Here is a 16,100-nt window from a genome sequence, read left to right on the forward strand (position 1 = left end):
TCGAGGCATATTTTGAATCGAAAACAGTTCATTCAGAGTCACGGAGCCACTTGCCGCAACTGGACGTGGAGTTGGTCATTCATCAACCATGAACAGCGGATGGTGATTTTCGGCAGCTGGGATTCTGAACGCGAAAAAGAGCGCTCAGTGATCTTGCGCGAAGAATGGGAGTACAACAGCGACAATAAAAAACAACCCGGCTACACTCAGGCCATCGAGCATATCAAGTATATTCTTCAAGGGTATGATCTGTTCACCTTTAACATGATCTATGCGCCACACCCTGATAACCCAGAGATCGCGGTTATTAAAGACTTCGAACGGCGGCTTGAACACCGTTTCCTGAGAAAAGAGGGAACGGTGTGGTACGCCGATTTCGCGGCAAACGCATTCCCAGACGAGCTTCCAGTATCCGAAAGCTATGTTGAAGGGGCGAAAAAGAACATCACAGTTAACGCCTATGAGCGAGAGCCTGAAGCTCGCCGAGCTTGTATCAACCACCACGGTACCGTATGTCAGTGCTGTGGTTTTGATTTTGAGCAACACTATGGCACACATGGAAAAGGGTTTATCCATGTGCACCATATTTGGCCACTGAGTACACTGGGTGATGGATACCAAATCGATCCCATCAATGACCTGGTTCCGCTGTGTCCTAACTGCCATGCGATGGTTCACCGCGGTAATGTAGATAAGCCGTTATCTGTCGAACAGCTTCGCGACATCATGCAAAACCAGAAGCAAAGCGCACAATGAGTAACATGCGTTGCAGATAGAGCGGCGACCTTAACTGGGCTGCTCAGGCGAGCGCTATCGCGACCATGAGTGCTTTTATATCTCTTTTTACGCTTAGCATCACAAGCGTATGGCATGAGGTATGGTGCAGTAAAACGTCGTGATGACGAACGGATCTGTACGCCATCAATATTACCGAGGTGGCCATTCACGCCGCCAATCGCTGACGTTAGTGACGACATAGACTTAGCAGAGTTCACCATTCCCGCCAAGGCTGTCTCAAACCGGGCATTCGCTACCGTTTTTCTATCTGCCGCCAGGCGAACCGCACTCAATATCGCCAGCAGCCCACCGCTAGGAAAACGCGCCGCGCTTCCCCCACTTAATAGCCAGGCGTATCACGCCAGGCCCAACTATCGCGTGGCAGCCGCCAGTGAGGAATACGACGCCCCATCCGGCGCCCCTAGCGGCCGCTCGATCGGTAAGGTCGAGCCCTGTAGGCCGACACTACGCGTACGCCCGGTGGCCTGCGATCTCTCCCTCCCCCTTCCTGCCAGTCCCCTCAATGGGAGTCGCTCAGCTAATAACCTCAGTATTGATAAAGATATGAGGTATCATAATTCTAAATATAATTAATCCGAGGTAAAGACACCAATTTCACGCTTGCAGAAACAGGCATTGATTCATATAAAATATTAAATAGCCGCCATAGCATCTATTATGATATTTATCATGCCGTGTCTTTTAGCGAATAAGCATTATAAATATTAATCAAATAGACAAACAAAATACATCAACAAGCAGATGTATTAATATTAAATTTTTAAATAAAAATAGTTTTTGTTATTTTCAACACGAGAAACAACGTGGCTTTAGATTAAATAACACCAACGGATGACATTACACACACAGAGGCATAAGAGATGGAACGTAAAAAACTAACCGCTATAGCATCAGCACTGTTAATTGCAAGCATTAGTAATGTCCAAACAGCTATGGCTGCTGATGACGATAGCGCTAGCACCACCCCCAAGGCCCCCACCCTTAGCGCTGCCAAACTCGCACAACAGGCTGAATGGGTTAAAGAAATACAAAAATTAGCCAGCGCCCAAAAAACAAAGGCCGAACAGGCACTGGTTAGCTCATTGGCTATCGTCGATCACTTAAAGACGGAGATCGAACAGGACGAAGCTAAAATAACGCAAATAGATAGTATAAAACAAGCAATTGCCGCCCCGGCTATCACTCAATCCGTGGACTATTCTCGACAAATACGCCAAGTTAAAGATTTTGATACTAGCTATTTGACGACCACTATCCCCCAACTTAAAGCTATCGCGGATATTGCCGCCGCGTCCACATTGGCTGTTGTCGCCAATCCCGGCACCGATACCAATGCTGCCGGGAGAAATTTCATGGAATCCTATTTATGGTATTGGAAATTTAATGACGCTTATACTAAAAGCACTACACTCCAACAACAAATTAATACCTATTTAACCAATAACGCGCAAGCAATCGCGGGGGCCGATGCGATCGCCGCCTTCCAGCCAACCTTAGCGTTAGCGGATAAAGCGGCCACTGAGGCCAAAAAAACGTTAACTGAAAAGGTAAAGCAAAATAAAGCTAGCGCTACAGCACTTTTAACTGAAGTGCAGAAAGCCAGCGACTATAATACTAAGATGGATAAATTAATTACCGAATTAGATGCAGATAAAAAAGTTAAAGACCTCAACGCCAAAGCCCTAACCGCCGCCATCGACGAAAATCGCCAGGGTACCCTAGCGGCAAACCTGATGGCGCTGGGCGCACTGGATGGGGTACAGGAGGTCAAGCGTAGCAGTGAGGCAAGCAGTAGCGCCTTTGCTTCCGCTCTCAATGACAGCAAGCATGAATTAAGCGCGGCCATTCAAGCGAGTAGCCATTCCCTGAGCCGCCGCATTGATGATAACCGTAAGAAAGCCGCTGCCGGTATCGCTGGCGTGGCGGCGATGACCAACATCCCCATTCCCTATGCTGACGGCGCCTTTACCATCGGCGTCGGCGTCGGCTACTACGATAGCCAAAGCGCGGGGGCCATTGGTTTTGGTAAGGGGTTCGATAACGGTCTCGCCATCAAAGCCTCGGCGTCTTTCGCCACCGACAGCAATGTCGCCATTGGTGGCGGTGCCTCCTGGAGTTTCTAACCCCCCCTCAATCCCCTGGCGGGTCAGCCAGGGAAAACCTTACTCTCTCCCTGCCCACCGTGGGCAGGGAGAGCACAGTTAAAAGCGCAGGGTACCGTTTAGATAGCCAATATGATCGGTGGTGTGTGCGCCATATTCACCTCGATAGTTGATCCCGAGAGCGAAATGCGCATTCACCGCGCTACTGATACCACTATCAATGACAGCACGGAGCGGATCGCGGGTGACTTTCGCCGCAAAACGCTGCTCATTGAAGGTCATTACCGTGTTGATATCTACATCCCCCAAGGCCTGTTTCACCCCCGCCAGCAAGGTGGGATGGTAGGTGATCCCCTTGAGTTCGGCCTGCCCACGCCAGCGCACGCTGGCGCTCGCATACCACGCTTGGTAATGTTGCGATTGATAACGATGGTCCAGCTCTGGGCTACGATCATAGTGCACGCTAAGCGCTGGCATATGCGACCACAAGGTGCTTACCCCGACCTCTGGCGTGATGATATTCGCGCGATCCAAGGGGTAGTCATAACCCATATAGAACGCGCCATACATGCCGCTAGTGGTCAGCGAGGCCGCCGCTCGGCTGCCGTCAAACGCCGAAAAACGATGATGGTCACGAGAGACGATGGCACTCACCTGGCCGCGTAGATAGGCGCCATCACTAAGCTGATAACGTCCCTGGCTGCCGAAGATAGCCGATACGGATTGGGTTTTCAGGGTATGACTCTTCGCCTTTAGCCAGGCCGATTCGATACCGCCATGCCAGCCCAGGGTGGCGCGAGGGGAGAGTGCATAGTCAGTATAGGCTACCGTTCCGACACTATCGGTATCGGCGGCTCCCACGCCTCTACGTTGCAGGTGGCCATAATAGATCTTCATTTGCACTTCATCGTGACCTTGCCCTAACGGGGAAGAACCATCCACAATGAGTTGACCAATGCGCTCTACCTGGTTTTGCATGCTGTCAACGCTACCGGCGCTCAGGGTCGGGCCATCGCCGCGCTCGGCCTCGACATCCAGCGACACCCACTGATTATCCCATAGGGTGCTGCCCGCCGGATCGAGGTAGCCGGTGTTCGCCACCAGCATCGGTAACGGTGTCGTGACACGACCTATCCGGCCAGTCACTTGGGCGCCATTGCCGTAGTTATACACCATATCGCTCACGCGAAAACGCTTGTTGTCCGCATACCCTAAGGCGCTGTCGCCCGGCCGAAGGATCAGCAGGCTGCCCTGCCCCTCCCCGTCACCAAAGTTTAGCGTCGCCCCATCCGCAACGGCAAACAGGCTGTGCCGACCGGATACGCGATCTTGCAAGGTGATATCCCAGGTCGCGAGATGTGCCGTGCCACCACTCGCATCACTCACGCGACCTCCGCGCCCCTGCTCACCGCTCACATAGAGCGCATGCGCCGTCGCGCCCGAGACATCGATGACGCCACTATTGTGGATCACCGCCTGCTGGGCGGCATCCTGCAAACGAACATACAGGCCGTAGGCGGCGCCGCTATCGGCGCGGTTATGCAAAGCGATCTGCCCCGTATTACGCAGCGTTACCGCCTGGTTATCTACCCCATTCTGTACTCGCAAGTTGGCATATAATGCCGCCAGTGCGCTATCCTCGCCCACGAGATCTAGTGTGCCTTGGTTAAGCAACGAGACGCCTTGCGTACTGCTGTACAGCGCACAACGGATGGTCGCGCAGCGCACGGCCTCTTTGCTCTCACCCAGTGGGTTATATTGCCAGGCGCGATCGAGATACAGATGCTGATTGGCATAGCTGGCATAGCCTTCCAGCGTCGCCTGATAGTTTGCTGCATACTGCCCCGTATAATTACCGCCCGAGGTCACGCGCCCGACGCTGCCGCTGACATGGCCCCCCTGCACCGCAATCAGCTCACTGACAGCCAACTCACTATGCTCTGTGTCGCCGTTATCCGCCGCGCGTAAGATAAAGTGAGCGCCTTTCCCCGCTGCCTCCCCCAAATTCAACGTAGTCCCTGTCGTAACCGCAAACACTCGCTGCTCTTGGCTGGCGGCGGCGTTCAGTGCCAGGTTCCACGCCGTCACATAGGCGGTCCCCAAGCTCCCCACGCCTTGTCGAGCCAGATACAGTTGATGCGCGACACTGCCGCTGACATCGATGATCCCCAGGTTACTGACATTCAGGGTGCTGGCTACCCCGTTGCGCGTGGTGTCTAGCAAGGCGTAGATACCGTAGGCGGTGCCGTTACTCCCGGCATTCACCGTCATATGCCCAGACGCGCCATTTTGCACCTGAGCCTCGACCGGTAAATCACCGCCGTATACCGTTCCAACCGTCATCCCCGCAGCATACCCCTGGTTGCCGAGGCTACGGACGTCGAGCAAACCGTGGTTTTGTAGCTCAAACTGCACCACACTGCCTTGTGTCGGGTCGACGCTGCTATGCATCCCATGGGCGATCCCGCCGTCCGCCGTCGCCGCGACAAAAATAGAACCATAGTTATAACTGCGTAAGTGGCTCAGCGCAGAGGTTGCCGTGTCGCTCCGTATGCCGATGGCCGCGTTACTTCCCCAGGGAAAGGTAAGTGCGCTTCCCCCGGCAGCCGACGCACGTACCACCATCGTTCCCGTATTGATCACGCGGCCATCGAGCGGCTCCCCCAGACTGAACTGGCGTATCCCCCAGGCAACACCGCCACCGGCGTGATCCACCACCAGCGTACCGGCGTTATACAGGGTGCTGCTATCGTTCCCGGCGGCGTTCCCCACGCTGGTCGCTTGGATCTGCATGCCGATGGCGGCAATCTCTTTAGCGCGCGTATTGTCGATACGGACGTCGATCTGCCCGGTGTTATTCATCCAGATCTGATGCCCACCGCCATCACTGGTTATCAGGGACATTCCTGCATCATGTTCCCCCAAGGCCACTTGTCTCGCCGCGCTATCGTACACCTGGATCACGCCGTCATTTTGCATGACGACGTTATTACTGGCCCCCATTCCCGTATCCACATACATGCCATAGGCCCGGATACGTGGCGATGAGGCCCCCCCATCAGTCGTTAGCGAAATCTCACCATCCGCCTTATTCCACAGGTAAAAGCTCTCTCCGCTGGCGGCGTTTTCTAGCCCCAGCCCGGTCAAGATATGGCGATAAGACACATAATTGCCGCTAACGATATCTTTTTGTATCCCCATTATCCGGCTACTATCTGCCGTGGTGTAATTGACGGCGTTGTCGTTGGTCACACACGCTTGCGCGCTGCTACAGCTAATATCCGGTGCAGATATCAGATAAAGCATGGCGTTGACACGCCCTAGCGGCCAACTCCCCAACGCGAGCGTGACGGCGACAGCCAATGTACTACGCGCACAATGCCGCTTCACGGCAACCGGAAGCGGTAGCACGCCAATGCCAATCCTCGCCGGAGTGTTCATCATAGCAACCTCTTATCGCAAATAAGTTGTAAAAACATAGCCTCCCCAGTGAAAATAAAATAAAGGGGGATGCTGTTTTATTTTTAATAACGCGCCTGGTTACGCCTATGCGGGCATAGCGTTAACGTTCCTGCGCTTAGGATTAAGCAAAACGAGTAAAGTTAAGCCAATGCGTTTTATGGATTTAACAGCCGCATCAGACGAATTAAATATAAATAATTTTTCCGTTACTTTCCCCACTCCGTGAATAGAACAGTAGACACTGTCACAACACGAGAAAAGGCTGCATGTTTTGCTATTTCTTGCGTCATTTGCACTAGCGGCCAGATTGACCAGATTAAAATAAATAGGGATGTGCCATGTTGCGAAGTTACCAGCAGCAGGCAACGCGTTCTGTCTGGGCAAGAGAGGGCGACAACATTTTTACGTATCCAAGGAAAGAGCCCAGGTCAGACAACGCTCAATGCAGCGTGGTTACCAGGCGAGGCCATGGCCTCATACCGGATGACGCAACCATGTCGCATCCCAGCAATATTTCTGCGCCCTGGCTTAGCGCAAACTTAGATGAACCGCTTATGGATGACAAAAGCGCGGCCCTCATTCCCCCTTAATGATGGAAGTACATTGCCTAAGGCTTATATGCCTACGCGGCTAAATCGGATTGTGATTATCAGGCAAGATAGCGGGAGGATACGCACAAGTAGCCGTAGCAGATTGATGGTAATGGGCTATTAGCTTACTCTACCATCACCATCAAAATCATTTAACACTCCAGGGCTGACCTAGGCTATTAGCCTTATGCCACGTGCTCGGCTAAGGAAAAGGCTTGAAGAAGTTCGCAGTTGGCATGATTTTAATTTCGCCACTGATATGTTTAGCATAGTCGTTGCCGCAGCCGTGTATAAACATAGCAAGCGCTGGTTGATGAAAGTAAACCACGGTCTTCATGACACTTTCAATTTTCTGTGCCAGGATTGTGCCGGACACACCACCTGCGTTACGCGTAATCAGGTATCAAGAGAAGTATATGGCATGGTTGGATTTCAGGCAGTTTCCGCTTTCAGCGCTTGCCCCCCTCTCTGCGCCTCAATAAAGCTCAGGTAAGCCTCACATGGGAGGAGACTTTTGACGCCGAGGGGGCACTTTGCCCGGTTAAACTTTGCCTGCCCTAATCCCCTCCCTTGAAACGAGGGCTAAAAAGTATCGCCACCGTTTCCCCAACCTATTATGCCATCGTTGCCGATGATGGGCGCAGAGGAGAACATCAGGGGAAGCCGTTTGTTATCATAACCAGCAAGCATTGGTGTCTGCCGTTAGCCTCAGTGCAGGCTTGCCGCGCCTATGACGCCGCAAGCCGCTCATCGCCTTCAACAGCCAGGTGGGGGGACACGCTTACTGGCGCCATCCGGCTCATCATGGAGCGTGTACCCTAGCACGGCAAGCGCAAACGGCCCATCTCTCGGCTCCGCAACTCTGGCTGAGACGGAGGTTATATCTGACGATGTCGATTGAAATTAATCAGACTACCGGCCTTGATGATTGCCCGCTCCTCCTCGGTCAAGTTCCCCATCGTAAGGGTGATTTCCGTGATCGCTCCCGCTTGATGCAAAACATAACCGATCATGGGCTCGCTGGGATTATCCAGCGCCGCTTTAATACCCGGAATATAGATATAATCTCCGACCTCAAAGGTCGCCGTCTCCACCATAAGCAGTGGCAGCATCCCCCAGTTGATCACATTGGAGCGGTAGCGCTTGGTTGCATATTCCTGGGCGATATTGGCTAACCCCCCAATCACACGCTGACAGCTTGCCGCCTGTTCGCGCGCGGAGCCATCCCCCGGCTTAATCGCATAGATCATGCTGCCAATCTCGGTATGCTGCGCATCGACCTGCTCCTGCCCAGCAATCTGGTGAATACGCTCAAATAATGCGCCTAGCTCGCGGAAGTTACCCTCCCGTCGCTGGGCCTCCAGCGCGGCGGTGGCTTTACTGCGCGCCACATATCCCGCGTCGCGTCGGGAAAGAGTAAACTCGGCCAGCCCCAGCGGATTAGAGCGATAAGAAGCGGTCTCTCCGGATGGTATTAATTCATCCGTCGTGGTCACCTCGTCAAGAATTTTTGCACACACCTGCAACACAATCTGTTCAGTTAGTTCCCCTAATTCCGGCCAATCTTTAATGTTTGGGCCATAAATCAGCGCTTGCTGTGTAGCCCCTTTCACAAACCCCTGATACACACGATTCTTATACGGAGCTTGATCAAAGGAATACGCTGGCTGCTGCTCCCAACAGTCTAATTCACTCGCGGCGGTTAGGTAACCACCATTCGCAGCGGTGGCAGCAATGGAGCGCGCGTCCATCAGCGCTACCGCCGACATCTGTCCATTAGCGGGTTTTGAACCTTCACGATTGGGAAAATTTCGCGTCGTATGGCGAATACTCAACGCATTGTTGCATGGCGTATCACCTGCGCCGAAACATGGGCCGCAAAATGCCGTACGGACGATCGCACCGGCTTGCATCAAATCTGTTATCACCCCGTGCTTCGCTAACGCGAGCAGCACCGGTTGTGAGGAAGGATAAACAGAGAGCGCAAATGCCTCATTCGTGCAAGGGTGCCCACGTAATGCACTGGCGGCAGCGATAAGGTTTTCGTAGCTGCCACCGGCACAACCGGCAATAATCCCCTGCTGTACTTTTAAACGGCCATTTTCCACCTTATCCACCAGTGAGAGTTTCGCTTTACCTTGCGCAACACGCTCGGCGTCGATTTCAATTTCGCGTAGAATATCGCATAAATTGTGCTTCAAGGTGTCAATTTCGTAGACATTACTGGGATGAAATGGCAAGGCGATCATCGACTTGATGGTGTTTAGATCGACGTGGATCGCGCCATCGTAATAGGCCTGTGGCTGTGGATACAGCGGACGATAATCCTGCTGACGGCCATGTAATGCCAACCAGCGCTCAACCGTTTCATCTGTTTGCCAGACCGAGCTTAAACAGGTGGTTTCGGTCGTCATCACATCGATGCTGTTACGGAAATCCATCGATAGCGCACTAATCCCAGGGCCGATAAATTCCATGACTTTATTTTTAACATAACCATTTTTGAATACCGCGCCAATAATCGCCAGTGCCACATCCTGCGGCCCAATCCCCGGCGCAGGCCTGCCCGTCAGATACACGGCCACCACATCTGGATAATCGATATTCCAAGTATCATTCAATAACTGTTTTACCAATTCACCGCCACCCTCACCGACAGCCAGAGTTCCCAAGGCACCATAGCGAGTGTGGCTGTCTGAGCCGAGGATCATTTTCCCACCGGCAGCCATCATTTCTCGCATATATTGATGGATCACGGCAAGATGGGGCGGAACGAAAATCCCACCATAGCGCTGCGCCGCCGATAACCCAAATTGGTGATCATCGCCGTTAATCGTCCCACCGACAGCACAAAGTGAATTATGGCAATTGGTCAAGACATATGGCAACGGGAAACGCGTCATGCCAGAAGCTTTGGCCGTCTGAATAATACCGACATAGGTAATATCATGTGAGGCTAAGGCATCGAACTTAATATTAAGTTTGTCCATATTACCGCCAGTATTATGTGCGGCCAAGATGGACCAGGTAATCGTTCTTTTTTTTGCTAATTCTTTTTCATTTTCCGTAACGTAGCACTCTTCCGCAAGGAGCTCTCCCGCATTCGTGAGAAAAGCACCCTTTTCATATAACTTGATCATCAGTGGCTCCAAATATCCGTAGCGCAGCACGCCTTACACAGACATAAATAATAAGTTAATTACTCGCAAATAATTACAGCAGGTTCCAGCTAATCAACTGACTCCACCACCAAACTCCGAGAGTCATATGCACCAAAAAGGTTAATAATGTCAGTAGGGCTCCGACAGTCCACCATGATCTAATGTCGTTATAACCCACACCGAAAATGACTGGCCCCGCCGCACCACCATAGTGAGTAACCATTCCACCATAGGAGCTGGAGAAGAGTAATGCCAAAGCAGTTAACATCACAGGGGCGCCAGAAACATTCGCTAGCATGGCAAAAACCGGTAGCATCGCAACAATATATGCACTACCAGAAGCAAAGAAATAACGGGAGGCAAGACTCATGAAGACAATAGCGAAAAATGCAATATGGCCATGTCCGGAGAAAGCCAGATGATTTCTAAAGAGATCTGCCAACCAATCAAAGAAGTGTACCTTTGTTAACATCGAACTTAGGCCGATAATGCCGCCATACCAAATCAATGTATTCCAGCCTCCTTTGTTTTTTACTACATCGTCCCAAGTGACTATCCCTAACAACAGCATAATTGCCATAGCGAGCAAGGCGACGGTGGCAGGAGCGATCCCCAACGGCTTACTAAAAATCCAACCTAACAATGCCAGGATGAATACACCGAGTAGCATTTTTTCACTGTTTTTCATCGCGCCAAGTTCTGTCAGACCGGCTTTAGCGATTGTCTTATTATCTACTTTTTTAATTTCGGGAGGATACAGGATATAAATAATCAATGGCACCAGCAGCAACATCACTAGCCCTGGTACACAGGCTGCTAGTGCCCACCCTCCCCAGCTAATTTGTAGATGGAGAATGTCGCTGATCATTTTCAGCGCCAGAATATTCCCCGCCATTGCGGTAAAAAACATATAACTGGTTGTTTTGGTGACCATATACACCGACATCATCAGATAATGGCCGATACGGCGTGGACTTTTTTCCGGTTCGGATCCCAGGGCCAGCGCCACACTGTTGATGATCGGTAGCACGATGCCGCCTGCTCGGGCAGTATTGGAGGGGGTCGCCGGTGCCAGCACCAAGTCGAGAAATACCGTGACGTAGCCCAAACCCAAGGTGGTATGGCCGATTTTACCAATCAAATGATAGGCAATGCGTTTACCTAAACCGGTGGTAACAAACGCAGCACTTAAGGTAAATGCTGAGAATACCAGCCAAGTTGTCCCAGATGTATAACCACTCAATACCGCGGTAGTTTTAAACTCTCCAGCAGATAGATGCCCCACAACCAGCATTGAGGCGGCCAAGGCGAGTAATAATACTACAGGCTCAGGAAAGGGCTTAAGCACTAAGCCAACGATTGCCGCCAAATAAATACCAAACAATAGCCAAGCCAGCATAGTTAACCCTGCCGGGACTGGCATCATCCCAATAACACATGGAACCGCTAACATTACCATTAGCTGCCATAAATGTTTTTTATTCACGGTGAATCCTTAGATATCAATATAGATTTAACCGTCCTTGTTCTGCTCTCCTACTCACAGCACCAGCCAAGCGCTCATCAAGGAAGATAAACCTCACCGGCAAAGATTTTTCTGGCAGTACGGATCACTGAGGCACGAAGTGTGGTGAGATCCTGCCCATCATTAGTCAGATAGACATCCAGGGCTCCGGTTGGATGCTCAATACTGATTGCGCCATAGCCGATCGTTGAGGTAACTTGCCGAGTGACACAGTCAGGCACAAGACAACTCGTGGCAAGCCCAATCGCCCCAGTAATCGCCAAGGCCCGGTGACAGTTGTGCGGCATAAAATAACGCGCATTGATCGTACCACCTCTTAGCGCTGATGAAATCAATACGGGTTTGGGAATTACTTTATTACTGACATCCCCCAGCCCCATCGCCCTCCCCGCCTGTAGGCGGATAGATTCGATTCGCGCTAATAAATCTTTATCCTCATCCAAATCGGCAGGCAATTCATATCCAGTTTTACCCAGATACGCCGAAGGAATAATCACCAACGGCATCGCCATATCGATACAGGTCACTGGAATATTATCGAAATAATCGATTGAATTACCGCTAGGGAACATTTTCCCGGTTTTGGACCCGGCAGCATTCATAAAAGTTAACGCCACCGGAGCTGCACTTCCCGGCACACCATCGATGCTCACATTCCCCTCATACTGGACAACACCCTGTGGCGTCTGCACATCGGCTTCGATATAGGTGGCAGTATTAACATTGCGAATACGTACCCGGGTAGTCGGTATCGTGGGTGTCACTAGCCCCTGTTCAATAGCAAACGCGCCCACCGCAGATAACATATTGCCGCAATTCGGTGTGGTATCAACACGCCGCTCGCGGACTAATACCTGAGCAAATAGATAATCAACATCAGCACTAGGATCGGCGGAATGACTAATAATGGCGACTTTGCTAGTAAGTGGATTTCCGCCACCGATACCATCTATCTCCAATTCATTACCCGAGCCCATAATTGTTATCAACATGTCATCACGCTGTTTTTGATCTGTAGGCAAATGCTCCGCTAACAGAAATGCCCCACGTGAAGTTCCTCCCCGCATCATAACGCAAGGTATGCTTTTCATCACTACGCCCTCTACTTAGGATATCTCCCGTTATGGTTACATTAAGAGTAACAACACACTAATGACTTTAATTGAAAGATTGATGTCTTTATTTTATTAATTTACTCTCAATAAAAAGCATTAAACTATTTTCAGCCTCGTGTATCAGGTGCGGCAAAAACAACGGGGTCGTTTCCAGGAGTGATAATGAAGCATGATTTATCGAGCATGAAGGCATTTGTGATGCTGGCCGAGTCTGCATCGTTTAACAATACAGCCAAAGCACTTAACATTACCCAACCCGCATTAACGCGACGCATACAGAAGATGGAGGACGATTTACATGTCCAACTGTTCGAGAGAACCACGCGTCATGTCACCTTAACCACTGTGGGGAAAATGCTACTGCCGGAGGCCAAAGAGATAATAAAAAAATTTGATGAAACGTTATTTAACATTAGTAACATGAACGCCTATCACCGTGGTACGGTGACCTTATCCTGCGTACCAACCGCTGTCTTCTATTTTTTACCTTTGGCGATCGGTAAATTTAATGAGTTGTATCCTAATATTAAAGTACGAATTCTGGAGCAAGGAACACATGATTGCATGGAATCGGTCCTATGCAACGAAGTCGACTTTGGAATAAACATGAACAATGTCACAAATTCATCCATTGATTTTACCCCACTCGTCAATGAACCCTTTGTGCTCGCCTGCCGGCGAGATCATCCATTGGCCCAAAAGCAGTTAGTTGAATGGCAGGCACTGATGGACTATAAGTTGATCGGGGTGCGCGCCTCCAGCGGTAATCGGCTATTGATAGAACAAAAGCTGGCTGATAAACCCTGGAAACTGGAGTGGTTTTACGAGGTTCGCCATTTATCGACCTCCCTTGGCCTCGTCGAGGCCGGTCTGGGGATCTCAGCGCTGCCCGGGCTGGCGATGCCACAGACACCGCATGCCACGCTCATCGGCATTCCACTCGTCGAGCCAGTTATCCGCCGTACCCTGGGCATTATTCGCCGCAAAGCGTCAGTACTCTCGCCGGCAGCAGAGCAGTTCTTTGCATTACTGCTTACGCTATGGACCGATGATCAAGAGAGTCTATGGACCAATATTGTCGAGCATTAGCCCGCTCAACGTGTACGAACGCACCCCGTGACCTGCACAACTGTCTAGGCGATTGCGCTGCTGGCCGCATCTCTGACGATGAGCGGCGCATCGGGACTCAATCGAACGCATGGCGAATAATCTCGGCGATGATGGCGCTCCCGCTGATCACCGAGACCAAGTCCTTGCCGACGATGATCCACTCGCGCCCCGGATAGTGCGGTAACAGACGAGCAAGGCGTGCAGGTAGCACCTGCTTGGCGATCCCCGGAGGGAGAGGTTTTCCCTTGGCCAGTTGCTTGGCGATCCCTGGAGGTAAAGGCTTATAGCTCGCGCTCCCCAATAACCGACTCTGACGGCGAAAGTCATGCCAATCGACGCTGCCAGCCTGATTTCGGGCAGAACCTTTCTCTGAGTTACCTGGTTGCCGCCCCCCGCCAAGATCGCGCCATGTATCATACCGCTCGATATTGCCGCGACCATGTCCATGACCATTGCCATGACTCTTGTCGCTACCCTGTCCGGCGCTGACCGACAGTGGCAAACTGACCCCACTGCCTAGCAATACCACCAGTGCCATCGCCATGCTCACTTTACTCATCGTTTACGCTCCCATTGCACAGAGGTTACCTGTCTAAATTCATTTTATCAGTGAATAACTCACTGACCTGCCCTCTGCGTCGTTACGCGTCAGACAAATCGGAAACATCTGAGCTAGTGCGGTGGCCTGATCTGCGTAGTACTGGAGTACTACGGGATAAGCGACGGCTATGCTATAGTTAGCAGAGTTAACCTTAGAGGCTATTTTATGTGTACGGTTTTTTCTGGACAGAATCCTTTTAATTATACCAGTAGTGCCCGTTCGCTACGGATCTGTGGCCATGTCACCAGTATACGTCTAGAAAATAAGTTCTGGGAAATATTGGAAAATCTCGCTAGCACGCAGGAGAAAACGTTAGGGCAGTTTATCTCCAAGCTCTATATGGAGGCCTTAGATCACCAGATTGATATGAAAAACTTTTCCTCACTGCTCCGCTGTTCATGCCTTATACATCTCGAAAATACCCTCGGTCAAGTTAGCGCGGCATAAGGCTGGCAACGCTCAAGCGGCAACCTCACGCCCCATCCACGACATCATCATCTGCACTAAGATCCTGCCACCGTTTAACGACGGGGGGAATACACACGCCGTTGTCGTTTCTTCCCGTCCTCGTCATTCACAAAAAAACGCGGGTAGTAAATAGCTACTACCCTTAGTCAACGGCGTGCCTTTATCTTATAGACATAACGAACAGCTGGAGCACGCATCATGGCGAAAATGATACATACAATGATTCGAGTTTTTGACTTGTCCCAGTCAATTAAATTCTATGGTCAAGCACTACAACTCTCGGTGCAACAACAGTGTGATTTTGACGATTTTTCTCTTGTCTATCTCGCCAATGCCGAGAATAACTTTGAACTGGAGCTAACCTATAACACAGCGCGGTCAACGCCTTATTCTCATGGTTCAGGCTATGGGCATCTCGCCGTCAGCGTTGAGGATATCAACGCTAGCCATGCTGCATTATTGGCTATGGGATTAATGCCGGGAGAGATTAAGGTATTTCATCACCAAGGAGAAATCTTGGCAAAGTTTTTCTTTATCAGTGACCCCGATGGCTACCAAATCGAATTTATCGAAACAGGCGGTAGATATCACTAATCGTAAGCCCGTCCTAACGGCAATTTAACAAAGGAGTAAAGATGATTAATTTAACGGCGACCTTCACGGCCAAGCAAGGCAAACAGGCTATTCTGCGTGATATCTTATTGAAGATGGTCAAAGTCAGTAGACAAGAAGCTGGCTGCGTACGCTACTGTTTATATGAAGATGCCAAGCAATCCCATATATTGGTATTCCAAGAGCAATTTATCGATCAGGACGCGTTCGACCATCATTGCAAAATGCCTTATTTTATCTCACTACTCAATGAGATACAGGGGATCGTGGAGAAGGATCCTGATATTCAATTTTTCAAACAAGTCGAGCCCGCGGCATCAGTATAAAGCATAAGTTTTACCGGCGACACTAGCCCATATCGCGCTATCTTGTGCTTACTGGCAACCACCGCTCGGTGACATGACTTAGCGGTCATTTAGGGTGGTGAGACACCGCATTTTTCCCCAGGGATGGCCCCATTTCCCTGGGGTATTACACCGCCACCGACTAGGACACGACGGACAACGCGCCTCAAGGCGATGACTAACCTCATGTACCGCGCTTCAGTCAATGCGTC

General features: G+C 50.9%; 11 protein-coding genes. 6 read left to right on the forward strand and 5 right to left on the reverse strand.

Annotated features, from left to right (window positions below):
- Positions 1–12: 12 nt before the first annotated feature.
- On the forward strand, positions 13–756 hold the full coding sequence (locus EHO01S_RS00345; RefSeq protein WP_024522085.1) for an HNH endonuclease: 744 nt from the start codon (positions 13–15) through the stop codon (positions 754–756).
- A gap of 902 nt (positions 757–1,658) precedes the next feature.
- The gene (locus tag EHO01S_RS17910; RefSeq protein WP_024522086.1) at positions 1,659–2,921 is read left to right on the forward strand and encodes a YadA C-terminal domain-containing protein; all 1,263 of its coding nucleotides are present in this window, start codon (positions 1,659–1,661) and stop codon (positions 2,919–2,921) included.
- Positions 2,922–2,999: 78 nt separating this feature from the next.
- On the opposite strand, the gene EHO01S_RS00355 is transcribed toward EHO01S_RS17910, so the two are convergent.
- From EHO01S_RS00355 to EHO01S_RS00380, 4 genes are all read right to left on the reverse strand, one after another.
- A complete protein-coding gene (locus EHO01S_RS00355; RefSeq protein ID WP_024522087.1) occupies positions 3,000–6,344 on the reverse strand; it encodes an autotransporter outer membrane beta-barrel domain-containing protein in 3,345 nt (1,114 codons plus the stop codon).
- 1,486 nt (positions 6,345–7,830) lie between these two features.
- Entirely contained in the window at positions 7,831–10,092 is a 2,262-nt protein-coding gene (locus EHO01S_RS00370; RefSeq protein ID WP_024522089.1) for a hydratase, read from the reverse strand.
- A gap of 73 nt (positions 10,093–10,165) precedes the next feature.
- A complete protein-coding gene (locus EHO01S_RS00375; protein WP_024522090.1) occupies positions 10,166–11,599 on the reverse strand; it encodes an anion permease in 1,434 nt (477 codons plus the stop codon).
- 77 nt (positions 11,600–11,676) lie between these two features.
- Positions 11,677–12,729 carry a 4-oxalomesaconate tautomerase gene (locus EHO01S_RS00380; RefSeq protein ID WP_024522091.1) on the reverse strand — a complete coding sequence of 351 codons (1,053 nt, stop codon included), beginning with the start codon at positions 12,727–12,729 and terminating at the stop codon, positions 11,677–11,679.
- 186 nt (positions 12,730–12,915) lie between these two features.
- Between EHO01S_RS00380 and EHO01S_RS00385 the strand changes: the two genes are divergently transcribed.
- Complete coding sequence (locus EHO01S_RS00385) at positions 12,916–13,842, forward strand: LysR family transcriptional regulator (protein WP_024522092.1); 927 nt, start codon at positions 12,916–12,918, stop codon at positions 13,840–13,842.
- Positions 13,843–13,939: 97 nt separating this feature from the next.
- Here EHO01S_RS00385 and EHO01S_RS00390 read toward each other — a convergent pair whose 3' ends face one another.
- A complete protein-coding gene (locus tag EHO01S_RS00390; protein ID WP_232238226.1) occupies positions 13,940–14,422 on the reverse strand; it encodes an anti-virulence regulator CigR family protein in 483 nt (160 codons plus the stop codon).
- 207 nt (positions 14,423–14,629) lie between these two features.
- Between EHO01S_RS00390 and EHO01S_RS17295 the strand changes: the two genes are divergently transcribed.
- From EHO01S_RS17295 to EHO01S_RS00400, 3 genes are all read left to right on the forward strand, one after another.
- Positions 14,630–14,911 carry a ribbon-helix-helix domain-containing protein gene (locus tag EHO01S_RS17295; RefSeq protein WP_035370128.1) on the forward strand — a complete coding sequence of 94 codons (282 nt, stop codon included), beginning with the start codon at positions 14,630–14,632 and terminating at the stop codon, positions 14,909–14,911.
- Positions 14,912–15,130: 219 nt separating this feature from the next.
- A complete protein-coding gene (locus tag EHO01S_RS00395; RefSeq protein ID WP_024522094.1) occupies positions 15,131–15,526 on the forward strand; it encodes a VOC family protein in 396 nt (131 codons plus the stop codon).
- A gap of 41 nt (positions 15,527–15,567) precedes the next feature.
- Complete coding sequence (locus EHO01S_RS00400; RefSeq protein WP_024522095.1) at positions 15,568–15,870, forward strand: putative quinol monooxygenase; 303 nt, start codon at positions 15,568–15,570, stop codon at positions 15,868–15,870.
- Positions 15,871–16,100: the final 230 nt, after the last annotated feature.

Origin of the sequence: Edwardsiella hoshinae NBRC 105699 = ATCC 33379 (assembly GCF_000474215.1) — a bacterium.
Taxonomy (GTDB): Bacteria; Pseudomonadota; Gammaproteobacteria; order Enterobacterales; family Enterobacteriaceae; genus Edwardsiella; species Edwardsiella hoshinae.

Excerpts from the sequence above, each read along its gene's own strand:
- EHO01S_RS17910 (WP_024522086.1), top strand. The coding sequence starts at position 1,659 with ATGGAACGTAAAAAACTAACCGCTATAGCATCAGCACTGTTAATTGCA.
- EHO01S_RS00355 (WP_024522087.1), bottom strand. The coding sequence starts at position 6,344 with ATGATGAACACTCCGGCGAGGATTGGCATTGGCGTGCTACCGCTTCCG.
- EHO01S_RS00370 (WP_024522089.1), bottom strand. The coding sequence starts at position 10,092 with ATGATCAAGTTATATGAAAAGGGTGCTTTTCTCACGAATGCGGGAGAG.
- EHO01S_RS00380 (WP_024522091.1), bottom strand. The coding sequence starts at position 12,729 with ATGAAAAGCATACCTTGCGTTATGATGCGGGGAGGAACTTCACGTGGG.
- EHO01S_RS00385 (WP_024522092.1), top strand. The coding sequence starts at position 12,916 with ATGAAGCATGATTTATCGAGCATGAAGGCATTTGTGATGCTGGCCGAG.
- EHO01S_RS00390 (WP_232238226.1), bottom strand. The coding sequence starts at position 14,422 with ATGAGTAAAGTGAGCATGGCGATGGCACTGGTGGTATTGCTAGGCAGT.
- EHO01S_RS17295 (WP_035370128.1), top strand. The coding sequence starts at position 14,630 with ATGTGTACGGTTTTTTCTGGACAGAATCCTTTTAATTATACCAGTAGT.
- EHO01S_RS00395 (WP_024522094.1), top strand. The coding sequence starts at position 15,131 with ATGGCGAAAATGATACATACAATGATTCGAGTTTTTGACTTGTCCCAG.
- EHO01S_RS00400 (WP_024522095.1), top strand. The coding sequence starts at position 15,568 with ATGATTAATTTAACGGCGACCTTCACGGCCAAGCAAGGCAAACAGGCT.